The organism is Kosakonia sp. MUSA4 (assembly GCF_013085925.1).
Taxonomy (GTDB): Bacteria; Pseudomonadota; Gammaproteobacteria; order Enterobacterales; family Enterobacteriaceae; genus Kosakonia; species Kosakonia sacchari_B.
In genome coordinates this window covers 2,849,427-2,864,598 of sequence record NZ_CP025697.1, presented here as the reverse complement: position 1 = coordinate 2,864,598, position 15,172 = coordinate 2,849,427, and the positions used below count along the sequence as shown (strand labels likewise).

Annotated in this window: 17 protein-coding genes; 8 read left to right on the top strand and 9 right to left on the bottom strand. The window is 54.2% G+C overall.

Annotated features, from left to right (window positions below):
* The first annotated feature begins 13 nt into the window (after nucleotides 1–13).
* Genes urtB through urtE form a run of 4 tightly spaced genes read left to right on the top strand, consistent with a single transcriptional unit; the run spans nucleotide 14 to nucleotide 4,148 of the window.
* Nucleotides 14–1,588: an urea ABC transporter permease subunit UrtB gene (gene urtB, locus C0557_RS13625; protein ID WP_208658816.1), complete on the top strand. Its 1,575-nt coding sequence runs from the start codon at nucleotides 14–16 to the stop codon at nucleotides 1,586–1,588.
* Nucleotides 1,588–2,664 carry an urea ABC transporter permease subunit UrtC gene (gene urtC, locus C0557_RS13620; RefSeq protein ID WP_208658815.1) on the top strand — a complete coding sequence of 359 codons (1,077 nt, stop codon included), beginning with the start codon at nucleotides 1,588–1,590 and terminating at the stop codon, nucleotides 2,662–2,664. The genes urtB and urtC overlap by 1 nt, the downstream gene beginning before the upstream one ends.
* Entirely contained in the window at nucleotides 2,657–3,448 is a 792-nt protein-coding gene (gene urtD / locus C0557_RS13615; RefSeq protein ID WP_208658814.1) for an urea ABC transporter ATP-binding protein UrtD, read from the top strand. Before urtC ends, urtD begins: the two co-directional genes overlap by 8 nt.
* A 1-nt stretch (nucleotide 3,449) precedes the next feature.
* The gene (urtE, locus tag C0557_RS13610) at nucleotides 3,450–4,148 is read left to right on the top strand and encodes an urea ABC transporter ATP-binding subunit UrtE (RefSeq protein WP_208658813.1); all 699 of its coding nucleotides are present in this window, start codon (nucleotides 3,450–3,452) and stop codon (nucleotides 4,146–4,148) included.
* A 46-nt stretch (nucleotides 4,149–4,194) separates the two neighbouring features.
* On the opposite strand, the gene C0557_RS13605 is transcribed toward urtE, so the two are convergent.
* The 5 genes from C0557_RS13605 to C0557_RS13585 all read right to left on the bottom strand — a co-directional run bounded on the left by C0557_RS13605 (nucleotide 4,195) and on the right by C0557_RS13585 (nucleotide 7,409).
* Nucleotides 4,195–4,851 carry a hypothetical protein gene (locus C0557_RS13605; protein ID WP_208658812.1) on the bottom strand — a complete coding sequence of 219 codons (657 nt, stop codon included), beginning with the start codon at nucleotides 4,849–4,851 and terminating at the stop codon, nucleotides 4,195–4,197.
* Nucleotides 4,852–4,940: 89 nt separating this feature from the next.
* Nucleotides 4,941–5,558 (bottom strand): protein rhiA, encoded by a 618-nt coding sequence (locus C0557_RS13600; RefSeq protein ID WP_074778973.1) that lies wholly within the window; start codon nucleotides 5,556–5,558, stop codon nucleotides 4,941–4,943.
* 50 nt (nucleotides 5,559–5,608) lie between these two features.
* Nucleotides 5,609–6,091, bottom strand: coding sequence for a hypothetical protein (locus C0557_RS13595; protein ID WP_208658811.1), 483 nt, complete (start codon nucleotides 6,089–6,091; stop codon nucleotides 5,609–5,611).
* A gap of 471 nt (nucleotides 6,092–6,562) precedes the next feature.
* Complete coding sequence (locus tag C0557_RS13590; protein ID WP_208658810.1) at nucleotides 6,563–6,958, bottom strand: VOC family protein; 396 nt, start codon at nucleotides 6,956–6,958, stop codon at nucleotides 6,563–6,565.
* Between the two features lie 52 nt (nucleotides 6,959–7,010).
* Complete coding sequence (locus C0557_RS13585; RefSeq protein ID WP_074778979.1) at nucleotides 7,011–7,409, bottom strand: VOC family protein; 399 nt, start codon at nucleotides 7,407–7,409, stop codon at nucleotides 7,011–7,013.
* A gap of 272 nt (nucleotides 7,410–7,681) precedes the next feature.
* Between C0557_RS13585 and C0557_RS13580 the strand changes: the two genes are divergently transcribed.
* Nucleotides 7,682–8,560: an AraC family transcriptional regulator gene (locus C0557_RS13580; protein WP_208658809.1), complete on the top strand. Its 879-nt coding sequence runs from the start codon at nucleotides 7,682–7,684 to the stop codon at nucleotides 8,558–8,560.
* A gap of 57 nt (nucleotides 8,561–8,617) precedes the next feature.
* On the opposite strand, the gene C0557_RS13575 is transcribed toward C0557_RS13580, so the two are convergent.
* Nucleotides 8,618–10,171, bottom strand: a complete 1,554-nt coding sequence (locus C0557_RS13575) for a cyclic diguanylate phosphodiesterase (protein ID WP_208662942.1) — start codon at nucleotides 10,169–10,171, stop codon at nucleotides 8,618–8,620.
* 467 nt (nucleotides 10,172–10,638) lie between these two features.
* Here C0557_RS13575 and C0557_RS13570 point away from each other — a divergent pair, with 467 nt between their 5' ends.
* On the top strand, nucleotides 10,639–11,328 hold the full coding sequence (locus C0557_RS13570) for a VIT family protein (RefSeq protein ID WP_208658808.1): 690 nt from the start codon (nucleotides 10,639–10,641) through the stop codon (nucleotides 11,326–11,328).
* 29 nt (nucleotides 11,329–11,357) lie between these two features.
* Nucleotides 11,358–11,894 carry a cytochrome b561 gene (gene cybB, locus C0557_RS13565; protein ID WP_208658807.1) on the top strand — a complete coding sequence of 179 codons (537 nt, stop codon included), beginning with the start codon at nucleotides 11,358–11,360 and terminating at the stop codon, nucleotides 11,892–11,894.
* Between the two features lie 99 nt (nucleotides 11,895–11,993).
* Here the strand turns inward: cybB and C0557_RS13560 are convergent, their stop codons facing one another.
* Nucleotides 11,994–12,470 carry a cold-shock protein gene (locus C0557_RS13560; RefSeq protein WP_208658806.1) on the bottom strand — a complete coding sequence of 159 codons (477 nt, stop codon included), beginning with the start codon at nucleotides 12,468–12,470 and terminating at the stop codon, nucleotides 11,994–11,996.
* A 249-nt stretch (nucleotides 12,471–12,719) separates the two neighbouring features.
* On the opposite strand from C0557_RS13560, the gene C0557_RS13555 reads away from it, so the two are divergent.
* Entirely contained in the window at nucleotides 12,720–13,415 is a 696-nt protein-coding gene (locus C0557_RS13555; protein ID WP_208658805.1) for an RluA family pseudouridine synthase, read from the top strand.
* An 8-nt stretch (nucleotides 13,416–13,423) separates the two neighbouring features.
* Here C0557_RS13555 and C0557_RS13550 read toward each other — a convergent pair whose 3' ends face one another.
* A complete protein-coding gene (locus C0557_RS13550; protein WP_208658804.1) occupies nucleotides 13,424–13,963 on the bottom strand; it encodes a DUF2058 domain-containing protein in 540 nt (179 codons plus the stop codon).
* 57 nt (nucleotides 13,964–14,020) lie between these two features.
* On the bottom strand, nucleotides 14,021–15,169 hold the full coding sequence (locus tag C0557_RS13545) for an alpha-hydroxy acid oxidase (RefSeq protein WP_208658803.1): 1,149 nt from the start codon (nucleotides 15,167–15,169) through the stop codon (nucleotides 14,021–14,023).
* Nucleotides 15,170–15,172: the final 3 nt, after the last annotated feature.

Here is a 15,172-nt window from a genome sequence, read left to right as displayed (position 1 = left end):
AAGACGCTGACAGATGAAAATATTCCCGGCTTTGGGCTTTCTCCTTTTCGGCTGCCTGCTGATGACCGCGACGGCGCAGGCCGGGCCTGCCGCTGATTATGGCAAGGCCAGCCGCACGCAGCAGGCGCAACTGCTTCAGCAGTGGTCTGCCGCGCCGGAGGCATCGCGCCTGCCGTTGTTGCAAGCGCTGACTGACGAAACGGTAGTCACCGATACGAATGGTCAACTCTTCACCGAGCAGAACGGCAAACTGACGGCGCTGGAAGGCGACGCAGCGCCTGCGGGCGCGACGAAAAAAGTGTTTATGAATAACCGCATTCGCGGGCTGGTGGCCAGCGCGCTGGCCACGCACCAACTGGTCAGCCCGGACGACAGCATCCGTCTGCGCGCGGCGCTGACGCTGCAAAACAGCGCGCAGGCCGATCAACTGCCGTTTCTCAGCGCACGGCTGGCGGCGGAGAAAAACGACGGCGTGCATACGGCGCTGGCTATTGCGGTGGCGAACTTACAGCTTGCTGACAGCCACGCCGAACGGCGTTTGCAGGCGGTGAAACTGCTGGGCGAAGCCAGCGATCCACAGGTGCAGGCCAGCCTGCAACGTCTGACGCAGCCGCAAAATGAGCCGGACTCTGCGGTGCGCCAGGCCGCCGCTGACAGCCTGAAGCAGGTACAGCAACGCCTGAAGTGGGGCGACTGGCTCGGACAAGCGTTCAGCGGGATTTCGCTCGGATCGATCCTGCTGCTGGCGGCGCTGGGGCTGGCGATCACCTACGGCTTGCTCGGCGTGATTAATATGGCGCACGGCGAAATGCTGATGCTGGGCGCGTACTCCACCTGGCTGGTGCAGGATCTGTTTCAGCGCTTCGCCCCCGACTGGCTGGCGATTTACCCGCTGGTGGCGCTGCCGGTGGCGTTCTTTATCACCGCCATTATCGGCATGCTGCTGGAGCGCACCATTATTCGCCACCTTTACGGGCGGCCGCTGGAAACCCTGCTCGCCACCTGGGGGATTAGCCTGATGCTGATTCAACTGGTGCGCGTGCTGTTTGGTACGCAGAACCTGGAAGTCGCTAATCCGGCGTGGCTCTCCGGCGGCTGGTCGGTGTTGCCGAACCTGGTGCTGCCGTGGAACCGTATCGCGGTGATTGTGTTTGTTATCGGCGTGCTGATCCTCACCTGGCTGCTGCTGAACAAAACCCGCCTCGGAATGAACGTGCGGGCGGTGACGCAAAACCGTCGCATGGCGGATTGCTGCGGCGTACCGACCGGGCGCGTCGATATGCTGGCTTTCGGTTTAGGTTCCGGTATTGCCGGGTTGGGCGGGGTGGCGCTGTCGCAACTGGGTAACGTCGGCCCGGAACTGGGGCAGGGCTACATTATTGACTCTTTCCTCGTGGTGGTAACGGGCGGCGTCGGGCAACTGGCGGGCACGGTCGTGGCGGCGCTGGGCCTCGGCGTGCTGAACAAAGTCCTTGAGCCGCAAATCGGCGCGGTGCTGGGCAAGATCGCGATCCTGGTGTTGATCGTGCTGTTTATTCAGAAACGACCGCAAGGGTTGTTTGCATTCAAAGGGCGGGTAATTGACTGATGAGCCAACCTATTACGTTAACCATCGCCCGCCGCGCGCCGCGCCTGACCTGCATGCTCGCTTCACTGCTGCTGGCTGCGCTGCTGATCCAGCCCTTTTTCGCGCTGCTTCCGGCGGAAAATCCGCTGGCGATTTCCACCTATACGCTGACGCTGATGGGCAAAATCCTCTGCTACGCCATTGTGGCGGTGGCGCTGGATCTGGTGTGGGGCTACGCGGGGCTGCTGTCGCTGGGGCACGGCTTGTTTTTCGCCCTCGGCGGTTATGCGATGGGGATGTATCTGATGCGCCAGGCCGCCGGTGACGGGCTGCCGGCGTTTATGTCGTTTCTTTCGTGGACGGAATTACCGTGGTTCTGGGCCGGAACGCAGTATTTCGCCTGGGCGCTGTGCCTGGTGATCCTGGTGCCGGGTTTGCTGGCGCTGGTGTTCGGCTATTTCGCCTTTCGCTCGCGCATTAAAGATGTCTACTTCTCGATTATGACTCAGGCGCTGACCTACGCCGGGATGCTGCTGTTTTTTCGCAACGAAACCGGCTTTGGCGGCAACAACGGCTTTACCGGTTTTACCACGCTGCTCGGCTTCCCGGTGTCGGCGACCGGGACGCGCATCGCGCTGTTTGTGGCGACGGTGCTGCTGCTGGCGGGGTCGCTGGCGATCGGCGTGATGCTGACACGCAGCAAGTTCGGCCGGGTGCTCACTGCCGTGCGCGACGCGGAAAACCGGCTGATGTTCTGTGGTTACGATCCGAAAGGCTACAAGCTTTTTGTCTGGACGCTTTCCGCTGTGCTGTGCGGGCTGGCTGGCGCGCTGTATGTGCCGCAGGTGGGGATTATCAACCCCAGCGAAATGTCGCCGACCAACTCGATTGAAGCGGCGATTTGGGTGGCGCTCGGCGGGCGCGGCTCGCTGATTGGGCCGATCCTCGGTGCCGGGATCGTGAACGGCGCGAAGAGCTGGTTTACCGTCGCGTTCCCGGACGTGTGGCTCTTTTTCCTGGGGCTGATGTTTATCCTTGTGACGCTGTTTCTGCCGCGCGGCGTGATTGGCCTGCTCAAACGGAGGAAGCATGACTGATTCCCTCTTTACCCAGCCGCAGTTGCAGGACCGCTATCGCGAAACTACCGATCCGGTGCTGCAACTGGAAAACATCAACGTCACGTTTGATTCGTTTCGTGCGCTGACGGATTTGTCACTGTCGATTGGCGTGGGGGAACTGCGCTGTGTTATCGGGCCAAACGGCGCAGGCAAAACCACGCTGATGGATATCATTACCGGTAAAACGCGGCCGGACAGCGGCACCATAACCTACGATCAGAACATCGATCTGACCGGGATGTCGCCGGTGGACATTAGCCGCGCGGGCATCGGGCGTAAGTTCCAGAAACCCACGGTGTTTGAAGCGCTGAGCGTGACGGAAAACCTCGAAATTGCGCTGAAAATGGATAAGTCAGTGTGGACCAGCCTGCGCGCCAGGCTCAGCGGCGAGCAGCGGGATCGCATTGATGAAGTACTGCTGTTGCTGCGGCTGACGGAGCATCGACATCGCCCGTCCGGGCTGCTTTCCCACGGGCAAAAACAGTTTCTGGAAATTGGCATGCTGCTGGTTCAGGAGCCGCATTTGCTGTTGCTGGATGAACCCGCCGCCGGGCTGACGGATGCCGAAACGGATTATATTGCCGAGCTGTTTCGCACGCTGGCGGGCAAACACTCGCTGATGGTGGTGGAGCATGATATGGGCTTTGTCGAAACCATTGCCGACTATGTGACCGTGCTGCATCAGGGGCAGGTGCTGGCGGAAGGTTCGCTGCGCGAGGTGCAGGCCAACGAGCAGGTTATCGACGTTTATCTGGGGCGCTAATATGTTGCAGGTGAAAGAGTTAAACCAGTATTACGGCGGCAGCCACATTTTGCGCGGCTTATCGTTCGAGACCACGCCGGGTGAAATTACCTGCCTGCTGGGGCGCAACGGCGTGGGGAAAACCACGCTGCTGAAGTGCCTGATGGGGCTGATCCCGGCGAAGTCCGGCACGGTTTACTGGCAGGGCAAACAGATCAATAACAGTAAGCCGCACCAGCGGGTGCAGCAGGGGATCGCGTATGTTCCACAGGGACGGGAGATTTTTCCCCGGCTGACCGTTGAAGAGAATCTGCTGATGGGACTGTCGCGCTTTTCGGGACGCCAGGCGAAAACCGTGCCCGACGAGATTTACCATCTCTTCCCGGTGCTGCGCGAGATGAAGCAGCGGCGGGGCGGCGATCTCTCCGGCGGGCAACAGCAGCAGCTTGCCATCGGGCGGGCGCTGGCCTGCAAGCCGCAGTTGTTGATCCTCGATGAGCCGACGGAAGGTATTCAGCCCTCGGTTATCAAGGAGATTGGCGCGGTGATCCGCAGCCTGGCGAATCGCGGCGATATGGCCATTCTGCTGGTGGAGCAGTTTTACGATTTTGCCGCCGAGCTGGCCGATCAGTATCTGGTGATGTCGCGCGGCACTATTATCCAGCGCGGGCGCGGCGATGAGATGGAAGCGCAGGGCGTAAGACAACTGGTGGCGATTTGAAGGGTAGCCGTTCCTGCCGGTTATCCCGTCGGCAGGAACGGTTTACTCAGACTTTGACCAGCTTCAGCCGCTGGTTCTGGCCCTGGAGCTGGATATAGCGTTCGAAAAGGTGGTGTTCCACTTCCTGGCCGCCATTCAACTGGGCGAGAAAATATTCTGCGTCCGCTTTAGTGGCGAAGTTTTGATGTTGCCAGTCACCTTCAAGGTTGTACAGCAAGCCAAAGGCTTCGCTGCACGGTAGCCGTATCTGGAATGTGGCCGCCAGCTCGCCCTGCATATAGCCGGTGAGCTGAAGCATTGCCGTTTCGCTGTGATAAAACGCGATACCGTCACGGGCTTTGTTATTATGCCACTGGCACTCGGGCATTAAATAACAGCTCCCGCCGACAGGCACATTTCCGTCGCTGGAGGGCGTCATATGACCGCCGACGGAAAAATCGGGATGGCTGGTGCCCACGGGAACAGCGTTGGTAATATAGCAAGGGCTGCCTGACGGAATGCCTTTCGCAATGAGTAAATCCTTCCAGCTTTTATCTTTATATCCCGGCACTCTTTTGGGATCCGCCGTACTGCCATCAACGTTATAAAGCGTGCCGCTAATATTGACGACACTGGCACCGGTAGAGGTAATGACTTCATCCTCATTGCTCACCAACTGGAGAAATTCATTAATTTTTTGTCGGTCATATTGTTCTTTGTCCATTTTATTCCCCTTCTGAAAGGAATTATAAAGAGGGAAGGGCGTGAGGGATAAAATAATGGCCTCACACCTTTCCCCGCTGTTATTAACGTTTAACTGTTGCTGGCGACAACCCAGCTATTATTTCTTTGCAGCGTCACATCAAGTTCATAGCTACCCATCGGGAAAGTTAATTGCTGCGCATTGCTGATATCGCTGATCTGAATAACCTGGCCGGGGATATAATTACCATAAGTGATCCAGTACGTCGGCGTAACAGAAAATACCAGATCCATATTCGGCTGCGCCGGCTGGACAAATGTTCCCGCGCCCGACATGGCGATCCCGACGGCGGCGCTATTAACCGGGCTAATACTTTCATGGCCGGTAATAAATAATGTGCCATTACGCCCGCCATTATTCAGCCCGCTAAAATTGTAAGCGCCGTTGCTGTACATCAGCGTGATATTATTATTGCCGGAAGGATCGCAGGGCACGCTTTGCGACGCCGTGAATACACTGCCCACATTCAGCGGCCCGGAATCGTCCCAGACAAAGCTGTAGTCAATTCCCCACTCGAAAGAAAGCAACGTGCCGGGAAATGCCGATTTTGTCAGCCAGGCCAATGACATAATATTCGGATTACTGATGTCCGGTAATGACTGATAGATACAGAAAGAGCCAAAAATCGTTGAATTATTGGTAACATTGACAGTGTATTGCTGAGACATAATATCCACCTTGTTTATTGAGTGAAAATAACGTGATGACAACTGCCTGCTTACATATAGGTATTTCGTGATTTTATGAGCCTTATACTCCTCATGGTGACACCAAACGTTTTGACTAAAGATTTCGGTGAAACCTGGTCCTGCATCGCTATCTGCATGGCCGCGCGACGAATAGCCACAAATACGCCCCATGCCGATGGCATTTCGATGTTCCCGGCAGAATCAGCATATTTGCATAACCGGGAATACTGTTTTTTGGGGATCTCAATCTCATATAATTTGTAGAATTTTGACGCATCCTTGGGGATATATATTTTTCGCCCGCCATGATGAGAAATGAGCTGAAAAAGGGATTTAAATCCGCAAGTACCTGCAATCTCTGAAGCCGCCCATGGCATCGCAGATAAAACATGTTCCTTATGCTGTTCGCAGAACTGCACTAACTCCCTTTCGTTTTCAGAGCTTATTGCTGGCAAGCCGGAAAATAGCAAAGGATAATCCTGTAATAAAACATCGTGTATTGTATTATTCACATTTACCTCATGCCGATGGTCTTATTCCGTAAGGGCTACCACAGTTGTGAGATAAAGTATTAACCGCGAATATCCATGGCAGCACGGAGGAAGTGTTCCCCCGCAAAGCGCGTGGGTACAACAAGAGTAGTTGCACGATTACCCGATATATAATATGTGCGTGCTGAAAGCTTTTATGGCGAATGCACACGCCGCGTAATCTATTACACGCGGGGCGTGGCGAAGGCGAAAGGCGCGCAGTCACAAAGGCAGTGGCGCTATTATTTCAGAATTATCATGCGAAAAAGGCGTCTTTCGACATTAACCGATCTGCCTCTCGCGTTCATTCTTGCAAGGCAACGATCAATATCGTGACGTCTTTTAACCAAAGGGGAAAGTCAATGCGCTTTCCGAACGTCGGAACGCGCATTGGATGGAGATACCTGCGCGAAGGGCGCCGATTTCGGACTGGCGGGGGATAACCTCCCGCATTCAGGGCGTTGTCTGACAGACAACTTCGATATTATTGCCATCAGGATCAAAAACATAGGCTGCGTAGTACGACTCATGGTAATGGCAACGTATTCCGGGAGAACCGTTGTTTTTCCCACCTGCCTGCAATGCGGCCTCCCAGAATTTATCCACCGTAGAGCGGTCTTGAGCGGCGAAGGCGATATGTACTGCTGCACCCGGTTTGTCGTTATCGTGTAGCCACAGACGCGGATAGTGCCCTGGGCCGAGCCCGTAACGTAAACCTCCCGTACGCGTTTGGCTCTGTTCGACGGCGATGATGAGCCGGAATTTCAGCGGTGCGAGTGCTTGTTCGTAGAAATGCCGGGATACACTGGCATCGTTGACGGCTATTTCAATGTGATCAATGACGGACATGGTTCTCTCCTGCGCGTGTAAAAGGGGAAGCCGTAGCCTGCCGCGCCACCCATTATGCGTGTTGCCAACTTTTGTAGACAAATTCAAGGCTGTAGCCATCAGGATCGCGAACCTGCGCGGCGTAATAGCGCGGGTCATAGTGATGTTGTGCGCCAGGCGGGTGGATCTCCGTCGCCCCGGCAGCCAGCGCGGCAACCCAGGCCTGGTTAACCTGTGCCTCTGAGTGGGCAACAAAACCGACATGGACAGCGCTGGGGGATGGCTCACCCTGGCGTAACCAGAAAAAGATACGGCCATTCGCACCAAAACCTTTCAAATCTGGATGGCCCTGCGGCCCCTCTCTACCGTCATAATCATGGCGACGGTTAATGTCCAGAACAGGGAGTACCCTTTCATAAAAATCTACCGAGCGCGCGATGTCGCTGACGGTAATAAACAGATGATCCAGCATGCTGTGCTCCTGTTGTCAGATGATATAACTGCCCAGAACCTGAAGGTGATTGACGGCTGTGCCGGTGGCTTGCTCGCCGTGATAGCTGGCTAAAATAACGCTGTAACGACGCGCTCACCGGCACACAATATGCGCCATAAAACGCCCCGCAGTCCGATGACCAGACAAAGCGTACGCCGAACAGGGGATTCATGCTGATGCGATCCTCTTTAAAAGTTGCCTAATGCTGCTTTTGTCTTGTTGCTCATCTGACGGCATGCTATTTACCAGCAATGGAAAATCAATTACACGAATTGCGTGAACTGGCCTCGCTGGCGGAAAATCAACGCACTGAAACCGGCATTCCACGCCTTGCGATGGTGCAGGGAGAGATCCCTGAGCACCGGTTGTCTGGCGTGTATGAACCCATGATCAACCTGATTCTGACGGGCTCGAAAAGCATGTCAGTAGGGGACAGAACCTACCGCTACGATCCCGCAACCTATTTTGTGATGTCGGTGGATTTGCCCGCCATTGGCCGTGTTTTTCCGGATGCGCAGACCGGCGCGCCTTATCTGGCTGTCAGCCTGACGCCGGATCCCGGGATCCTTGCTGATTTACAGCGTTGCTTGCCTGATTCTGGCTCCGATGGGGTCTTTCATTCGGGATTTTCCGTTGCGCCAGTGACCCCGGAATTGCTGGATGCCTGGGTGCGAATGTTACGTCTGATGCGTACCCCGGATGCGATCCCGGCACTGGCGCCCGCCTATGAAAGGGAAATCCTGTTCCGCGTGTTACAGGGGCCGCTTGGCTGGATGCTGCGTGATATTGCGCGACCAGAGTCGCATCTGTCGCGTATTTATGCGGTGATTAACTGGATAAAACAGAACTATATGCAGGCTGTGCGCGTGGAAACGCTGGCCGAAATGGCAGCACTCAGCGTTTCAGCCTTTCATCGTCATTTCCTGGCGGTTACCGCCCTCAGCCCGGTTCAGTATCAAAAACGGATAAGGCTGATGCGGGCGCGTGAAAAAATGAGCACCACAAACGCGAGCCTCACGACAATTGCGTTAACGGTGGGTTATCAAAGCCATACGCAGTTCAGTCGCGAATATGCCCGGCTGTTTGGTTTACCGCCTTCTGTTGATCGTCGGCGAATACTGAAAAGATAAGGGTTCCGCAGGCGAGAAATAACCTGTACCGGTCAACGGGGTTTTTATTTCAACTCACTAGTGAACATCCTCTTTTTGCCGTGTTGCATCATCTACTGCCACCTTCACTCTGGGTTTTGACAGCAGAATTTTGATCAGCTCCTGGAAGTTGACCGGCTTATAGAAGTAGTAACCTTGCAGGAAAGTGATGTTGTTTTGATTCAGGTAATCGAGTTGTTCTTTCGTTTCGACGCCTTCGGCGACAATGCTTAAAGAGAGTTTGCGCGCCAGATCCAGCACGCAATCTAAAATCCGCGTCGAGTCCTGTTCGGCATTCACTCTGGCAACGAAACTCTGGTCGATTTTAATGTAATCGATATGCAGATCGTGTAGGTAAGAAAGCCCTGAATAGCCAGTACCGAAATCATCCAGGGCGATAACAAACCCATTTTCATGCAGGGCATTCAGCCGTTGCACAAGATCTTCATCCACGTCTAAGGGCTCACGCTCGGTGACTTCAATCACCAGATTGAGCGCAGGGTGGCTGAAACTCTTTTTGAATTTCAGACATTCCACGACAAAATCGGCTGAAGCAATATGGGACGCGCTGAAGTTAATACCGATGTGAAAACCTTCCGGCAACCGGTGGGCAATGGCGTTCATATGGGCCACGACCTGCCTCATCAGGCTTTGCGTTAGCGGTATGATCAGATCTGATTTTTCGGCTAAAGGGATAAATGATGCGGGCGGGATATAGCCGGATCGCGGGTGTTTCCAGCGCGCCAGCACCTCGACGCCGCGCAGGGTTCCCTCCCTGCCATTCACCACCGGCTGGTAAAAAGGCACGATCTCACCGTTAGTAATGGCCCGGCGTAGCGTCTCTGCGGGCGTGGCATTTTTATTCAGGTATTTAACCAGTGCGTAGGCGGTCGCGCAGGAGATGAAAAGGATGAAAATCAGGATGCCCGGCCCCAGCGAGACGAGCCGGGGCAGGCTGAACAGCGAAGGTTGATTGTAAATGATACTGAAGGGATACATTTTCGAATTGAGTTGCCCCGAAGGGGGCGCGCTGGCGTTAAGCGCTGCGATATCCCCTGACAGGCCGATCACATTATTCCCGACGCGCAATCGGTAAATCACGCCCTCTAGCGGCGCATTCAGCGCCTCGCGAATATGCTGATCGCTGATGGTGACCAGCACGCGGCTTGCAGCAAATCGCGTCTGATAGACCATAAATGGCTGTTCGTTTGCTGCATCCTCTGCCGGCGCGAGAAGCAGACTGGCATTAGACATTCTGGGAATGCGCGCCAACAGCCCGCGATTTCCCGGTAGCGATGAGCACCAGACTTCTCCGTTTTTAACAATCAGGATCGTGCGCAGATGGGGTTGCAGGGCGGCTTCAGTGCCAAGCTGAAATTGTCCTTCCGGATCGCATCCTCTCACTACGATGTCAGCGGCGAGACGGGTGGCATGGGAAGCTTCATCAAGAATGTTGTTGATATTGTTTACCGCGTATCTGGCTCCTTCAAGGCGGTCTGCCCGGGTGGAGTACCAGAGCTGCATATTAAGAATAAAAACACCGGTAATAAAAAGAAGCACTGCCGCGATGAGAGGAATAAGGGCATTGCGCATCATTGTGTCCTGGGGCGAAAGGGTGGATTTCTCGTGTCAAAATGTCAGTACAAAAGCATGGTCGAGAGAAGCGGAAATCGCCAGCGTACGGCGCGTAGCGTTATGGCGAACTTTACGTCTCTTTTTTGCTGACAACACCACAATGGCAATTCGCTTTGACGGCGAGTGAGTAGCCTCAGCAATAAATACAGGCACCTGAAAATTGCCAGTCAGAATCTGCATAAGTGATAAAATAAAAATAACGGTAATGCTGACGGGATAATTTATTGAGGTTTTTATGAATGAGCATGATAGCTATTATCATTTCAGCGTTCAGAGAAATAAAAATCAGCAGATCCTGGATTTTACTCATTCCTTCTTAATGTGGTGTTAAGGCTGACATAATAAATTAACACCTTCTCAACGCGATTTTTTTAATATCAGTAATGCCGGGCAGATTCACTCACTGATAACAGGAAAACATAATCATGCATCTGGAACTACACAGCATCGGAAGAGTGGGGTGGCTCCGGGCGGCAGTACTGGGAGCCAATGATGGCATTGTGTCAACGGCCAGCCTTGTTCTCGGGGTTGCGTCTGCGGGGAGTTCCTCCTCCGGCGTGTTGCTGGCGGGCGTTGCCGGGCTGGTCGCAGGTGCGATGTCAATGGCGACCGGAGAATACGTCTCTGTCTCATCGCAAGCCGATACCGAAAAGGCCGCGCTGGCCCAGGAAAAAAGGGAGCTGGCGACGGATTATGATGGGGAGGTACAGGAACTGACATCACTGTATATGCAACGGGGGCTGGCGCCTTCGCTTGCCCGCGAGGTTGCGGAACAACTGATGGCAAAGGATGCGCTCGAGGCGCATGCCCGGGAAGAACTGGGCCTGACGGAGACGAATTCAGCTCGGCCGCTACAGGCCGCGATTTTTTCAGCCATCAGTTTTTCTGCCGGCGCGGTGTTGCCGGTTGTGGTGGCGTGGTTAACGCCGGCACCGTGGGTTTTGCTGTTCGTCATCCTTTCCACCCTTTTTTCACTGGCGCTCCTCGGCTATATCTCGTCGGTCGCCGGCAAAGCGCCGCCGGTGAAAGCCATTATTAGAATCACCTTCTGGAGCGCCATGGCAATGGCTTTGTCAATGGGCGCGGGTTCGCTCGCCGGACAGGCGCTGGCTTAAATAATCGTTTTATTCTCAGGAAAGAAAAAATGAAGAAATATTCAGGTGGGCAGATAGCACTACACTGGCTGGTTTTATTACTCATCGTCATCGCCTACGCCGCGATGGAATTCAGGGATATTTTCCCCAAAGATTCTGTCGGCCGTTACTGGATGGCAATAACCCATTACACGTGTGGCGTCAGTGTCTTTATTCTGATGCTGGTCAGAATGGTATTTAGATTTATTTTCCCGGAACCACCGGTCGTTCCCGCTCTGCCACAATGGCAAAAACTTAGCGCCACTGTTGTGCATTTTATTTTATATGCGCTGTTTATTTTTCTGCCGCTGCTGGGGGTGGTATCGCTCTATTACGGCCAGAAAGAGTGGAGCTTCCTGTTTATTAACATGCCGGTTGCGGCGGAAAAAAATAGTGTACTGCAACATAGCCTGAAAGAGGTTCATGAATTACTGGCTAATACGGGCTATTTTATCATCGGCTTGCATGCGGCGGCAGCGCTGCTGCACCACTATATACTGCGGGATAATACCTTGCTGAGAATGATGCCAGGCAAGCGCCCGGATTAACCTGTTTTTCTCTGAACGGGAAAAGAAGCCGCTTCTTGCTCATCGCCCGCGCTGCCGGTACGCCAGCGCGGGGTACAGAAAGCAGAGCAACGGCGCTGCTCAGACTTTAAGCATTTTCACCGTCGCATCAATGTCGATTTCATCTTCCGAGAAAATAGAGGTTGTGCCCTGAAAGGTGGCGATCGCCAGTTTTTTCACTGAGCGCATTTCATCCGGCTTGGTGGTGGTTTTCGGCCTAATATTTCCCATCAGCAGACCCACAGACAGCACGGCATTTTCTTTATCGATACGGGTATCAGCAGGGACTTCTTCGCTGTACACCAGATACGATTTGATCGACGTAAGCTTGAAACGTTCGCCCGCGATATAGATGTATTTGCTGTCAGGGATGACTTTCACCGCGTAAGCCGATAACCCCTTGTTATTGGTGGTGGGTTCGAAAGTCACCGCAGCATCTTTCTTAATTAGCTCAGGGTTAGCGACCTTAATCACATGAAAATAACGGTTTTCGCCGTTTTCATCTTTGATAAAGCCAAAACCTTTATCTTTAAACCACGTTGTGATCGTTCCGTTCATCGCTGTACCACCTGGTTAATCGTTTATCTACTCAGTTTTTTGCAGCGCGCAGTGTAAAGCACAATGCCTGCGCAGGCCATGCCTGGTTAAGTGTGAATGATAAATTTCTGCTCTGCGAGTGAGGAAAGCCACGGAACGCGAAGCAGCAGGGGGAAAACGTCTGTCGCGCCCCTTCAAACATACCTCCGGATTCGCCAGTCCGGTGAAAATCCGTTATTATCCGCAGCCACTCTCCATTCGGGCAGCCCGATGTCTACGATCGATACTTTTATTGCCCCGCCGTGTCACGACACTATTGAAACGCTCTATCAGGACGAGCACCTGGTGCTGATCAATAAACCCAGCGGATTACTCAGCCTGTCGGGGAAAAACCCGCAAAATCTCGATTCCGTGCATTATCGGCTGGTGCAGATATTCCCCGGCTGCACGCTGGTGCACCGCCTCGATTTTGGCACGTCCGGGTTGATGGTGGTTGCCCGCAATAAAGCCATTAATGCCGCGCTGTGCCAGCAGTTCAGCCAGCGCAGCGTCACCAAGGTTTACAGCGCATTACTCTGCGGACACGTGCACGACGACGAAGGGGTGATCGATGCGGCGATCGGCAAAGACCCGGCGTGCTTCCCGCTGATGTCGCTTTGTGCGACCGGTGGCAAGCCAGCGCGTTCCCGTTTTCGCGTTATTGAGCGTTTTTACCAGACGCAGGAAGACGGCAGGTTAGTGCCGCTGTCGCGCGTAGAGCTTATTCCTGAAACCGGGCGCACGCACCAGCTACGCATCCACTGCCAGCACCTCGGACATCCTATTCTGGGGTGCGATCTGTATGGCGGTCGGCTGATGGCGGGAACTGAACGGGCGCCGCGGCTGATGCTGCACGCCAGCGCGTTGCATTTTGTGCATCCCATTAGCAACACGCGGATCAACGCCCGTAATGACAGCCCATTCTGAAACGTGAATTACCACATCAAATCATCGGGCACTTTGAAGTCGGCATACGGATCGTCTTCATCCTGGGCTTCCTGCGTTAGCGCGCTGTGCAGCACAATACAGTTGGCATCGCGCTGGGCAATTTTATCGGCGACAGCCGCCGGGATGATGGCGTACTGGCTATCACCGCTGTTGTCGGACAGCAGACGGGCAATGGCGAGACGGCCATTGATCAGCTGCGCCTGAGTCAGTTTATCAACCTCTATTTTCTTAATCACATTATTGTCGGTGAAGTTAAAACTGATATTGCCTTTCGTTATTGTGATGCGGTTCATCTCAATAAGCTGCTTGACCTGCGCTTTATACTCTTTCGATAACGCCGCCTGCTTTTGCTGTTCGCTGAGCTGCTTATCACGCTCAAGTTGCGCTTTCTTATTTTCTTCTACTGCTTCTCTGGCCTCACGCGCCTGAACGCGGGACTTTTTCGCCGTTCTCTGGACTTTGGCCATTTTCTTGCTGGTGACTAATCCCGCTTTTAACATCTGCTCTTGCAAGGTAAGTTTTGTCATCGTCGTCATTAAACCCGTTGGTGTGTTAGCGGGATTATAACAGCCAAATGGGGCAAGTCAGTCAAACAACCTGCGCCGCAGGATCCCTGCATCAATCGCAGCCACATGGGTCTTGCCGCAAAAAGCCATCGACAAATCGAATTCATTACGAATGATATTGAGCGCCATGGTGACACCTTCTTCGCCCATCGCCCCTAATCCATACAGCATACTGCGCCCGATATAGGTTCCCTTCGCCCCCAGCGCAATCGCCTTCAGCACATCCTGCCCGGAACGTATCCCGCCGTCGAAATGGACTTCAATATCGTTACCCACGGCGGCGACAATCTCTGGCAATAAGGTACTTGATGACGACACGCCATCCAGCTGGCGGCCGCCGTGATTAGAGACAATCAGCGCATCCGCGCCTGCCGCTACCGCCAGGCGCGCATCCTCCACGTCCATAATGCCCTTCACGATCAGCTTGCCGCCCCAGCGCCGTTTGATCCACTCAATATCCTGCCAGCAGAGGCGCGGATCGAACTGCTGCGCTGTCCACTCCACCATGGCATCGATGTTATTAACGCCGCTGGCGTGACCGATAATATTGCCAAAGTTACGGTTGCGTGTAGCGAGCATATTGCGGCACCAGCGCGGTTTGCTGGCAATATTCAGCAGGTTGCGCAGCGTCATTTTCGGCGGGGTCGAGAGGCCATTTTTAATGTCTTTATGGCGCTGTCCAAATACCTGAAGATCCATGGTGACGACCAGCGCACCGCAGTTGGCGGCTTTCGCGCGATCGATAAGATTCGCGACAAACTGGCGATCGCGCATGACGTAGAGCTGGAACCAGAAGGGATGGTAATCCGTGGCCTGGGCTACGGTTTCAATGGAACAAATACTCATGGTCGAAAGCGTAAAGGGGATGCCGAACGTTTTCGCTGCGCGCGCCGCAAGGATTTCGCCGTCGGGATGGATCATGCCGGTTAACCCGGTCGGGGCAATGGCCACCGGCATGGTAACGGCCTGTCCGAGCATCACGCTGGCGGTGCTGCGGGCGGCAATATCGACCGCCACGCGCTGGCGAAACTCAAGGCGACGTAAATCAGCTTCATTGGCACGATAGCTATATTCACTCCACGAGCCAGCATCCACATAGTCATAAAACATTTTGGGCACCCGTTTACGCGCCAGTTGCCGTAGATCTTCAATGCAGGTGATGATCATGTC

What these genes read in the sequence shown, in the direction of transcription:
- urtB (WP_208658816.1), top strand. Translation starts at nt 14, where the DNA reads ATGAAAATATTCCCGGCTTTGGGCTTTCTCCTTTTCGGCTGCCTGCTG.
- urtC (WP_208658815.1), top strand. Translation starts at nt 1,588, where the DNA reads ATGAGCCAACCTATTACGTTAACCATCGCCCGCCGCGCGCCGCGCCTG.
- urtD (WP_208658814.1), top strand. Translation starts at nt 2,657, where the DNA reads ATGACTGATTCCCTCTTTACCCAGCCGCAGTTGCAGGACCGCTATCGC.
- urtE (WP_208658813.1), top strand. Translation starts at nt 3,450, where the DNA reads ATGTTGCAGGTGAAAGAGTTAAACCAGTATTACGGCGGCAGCCACATT.
- C0557_RS13605 (WP_208658812.1), bottom strand. Translation starts at nt 4,851, where the DNA reads ATGGACAAAGAACAATATGACCGACAAAAAATTAATGAATTTCTCCAG.
- C0557_RS13600 (WP_074778973.1), bottom strand. Translation starts at nt 5,558, where the DNA reads ATGTCTCAGCAATACACTGTCAATGTTACCAATAATTCAACGATTTTT.
- C0557_RS13590 (WP_208658810.1), bottom strand. Translation starts at nt 6,958, where the DNA reads ATGTCCGTCATTGATCACATTGAAATAGCCGTCAACGATGCCAGTGTA.
- C0557_RS13585 (WP_074778979.1), bottom strand. Translation starts at nt 7,409, where the DNA reads ATGCTGGATCATCTGTTTATTACCGTCAGCGACATCGCGCGCTCGGTA.
- C0557_RS13580 (WP_208658809.1), top strand. Translation starts at nt 7,682, where the DNA reads ATGGAAAATCAATTACACGAATTGCGTGAACTGGCCTCGCTGGCGGAA.
- C0557_RS13575 (WP_208662942.1), bottom strand. Translation starts at nt 10,171, where the DNA reads ATGCGCAATGCCCTTATTCCTCTCATCGCGGCAGTGCTTCTTTTTATT.
- C0557_RS13570 (WP_208658808.1), top strand. Translation starts at nt 10,639, where the DNA reads ATGCATCTGGAACTACACAGCATCGGAAGAGTGGGGTGGCTCCGGGCG.
- cybB (WP_208658807.1), top strand. Translation starts at nt 11,358, where the DNA reads ATGAAGAAATATTCAGGTGGGCAGATAGCACTACACTGGCTGGTTTTA.
- C0557_RS13560 (WP_208658806.1), bottom strand. Translation starts at nt 12,470, where the DNA reads ATGAACGGAACGATCACAACGTGGTTTAAAGATAAAGGTTTTGGCTTT.
- C0557_RS13555 (WP_208658805.1), top strand. Translation starts at nt 12,720, where the DNA reads ATGTCTACGATCGATACTTTTATTGCCCCGCCGTGTCACGACACTATT.
- C0557_RS13550 (WP_208658804.1), bottom strand. Translation starts at nt 13,963, where the DNA reads ATGACAAAACTTACCTTGCAAGAGCAGATGTTAAAAGCGGGATTAGTC.
- C0557_RS13545 (WP_208658803.1), bottom strand. Translation starts at nt 15,169, where the DNA reads ATGATCATCACCTGCATTGAAGATCTACGGCAACTGGCGCGTAAACGG.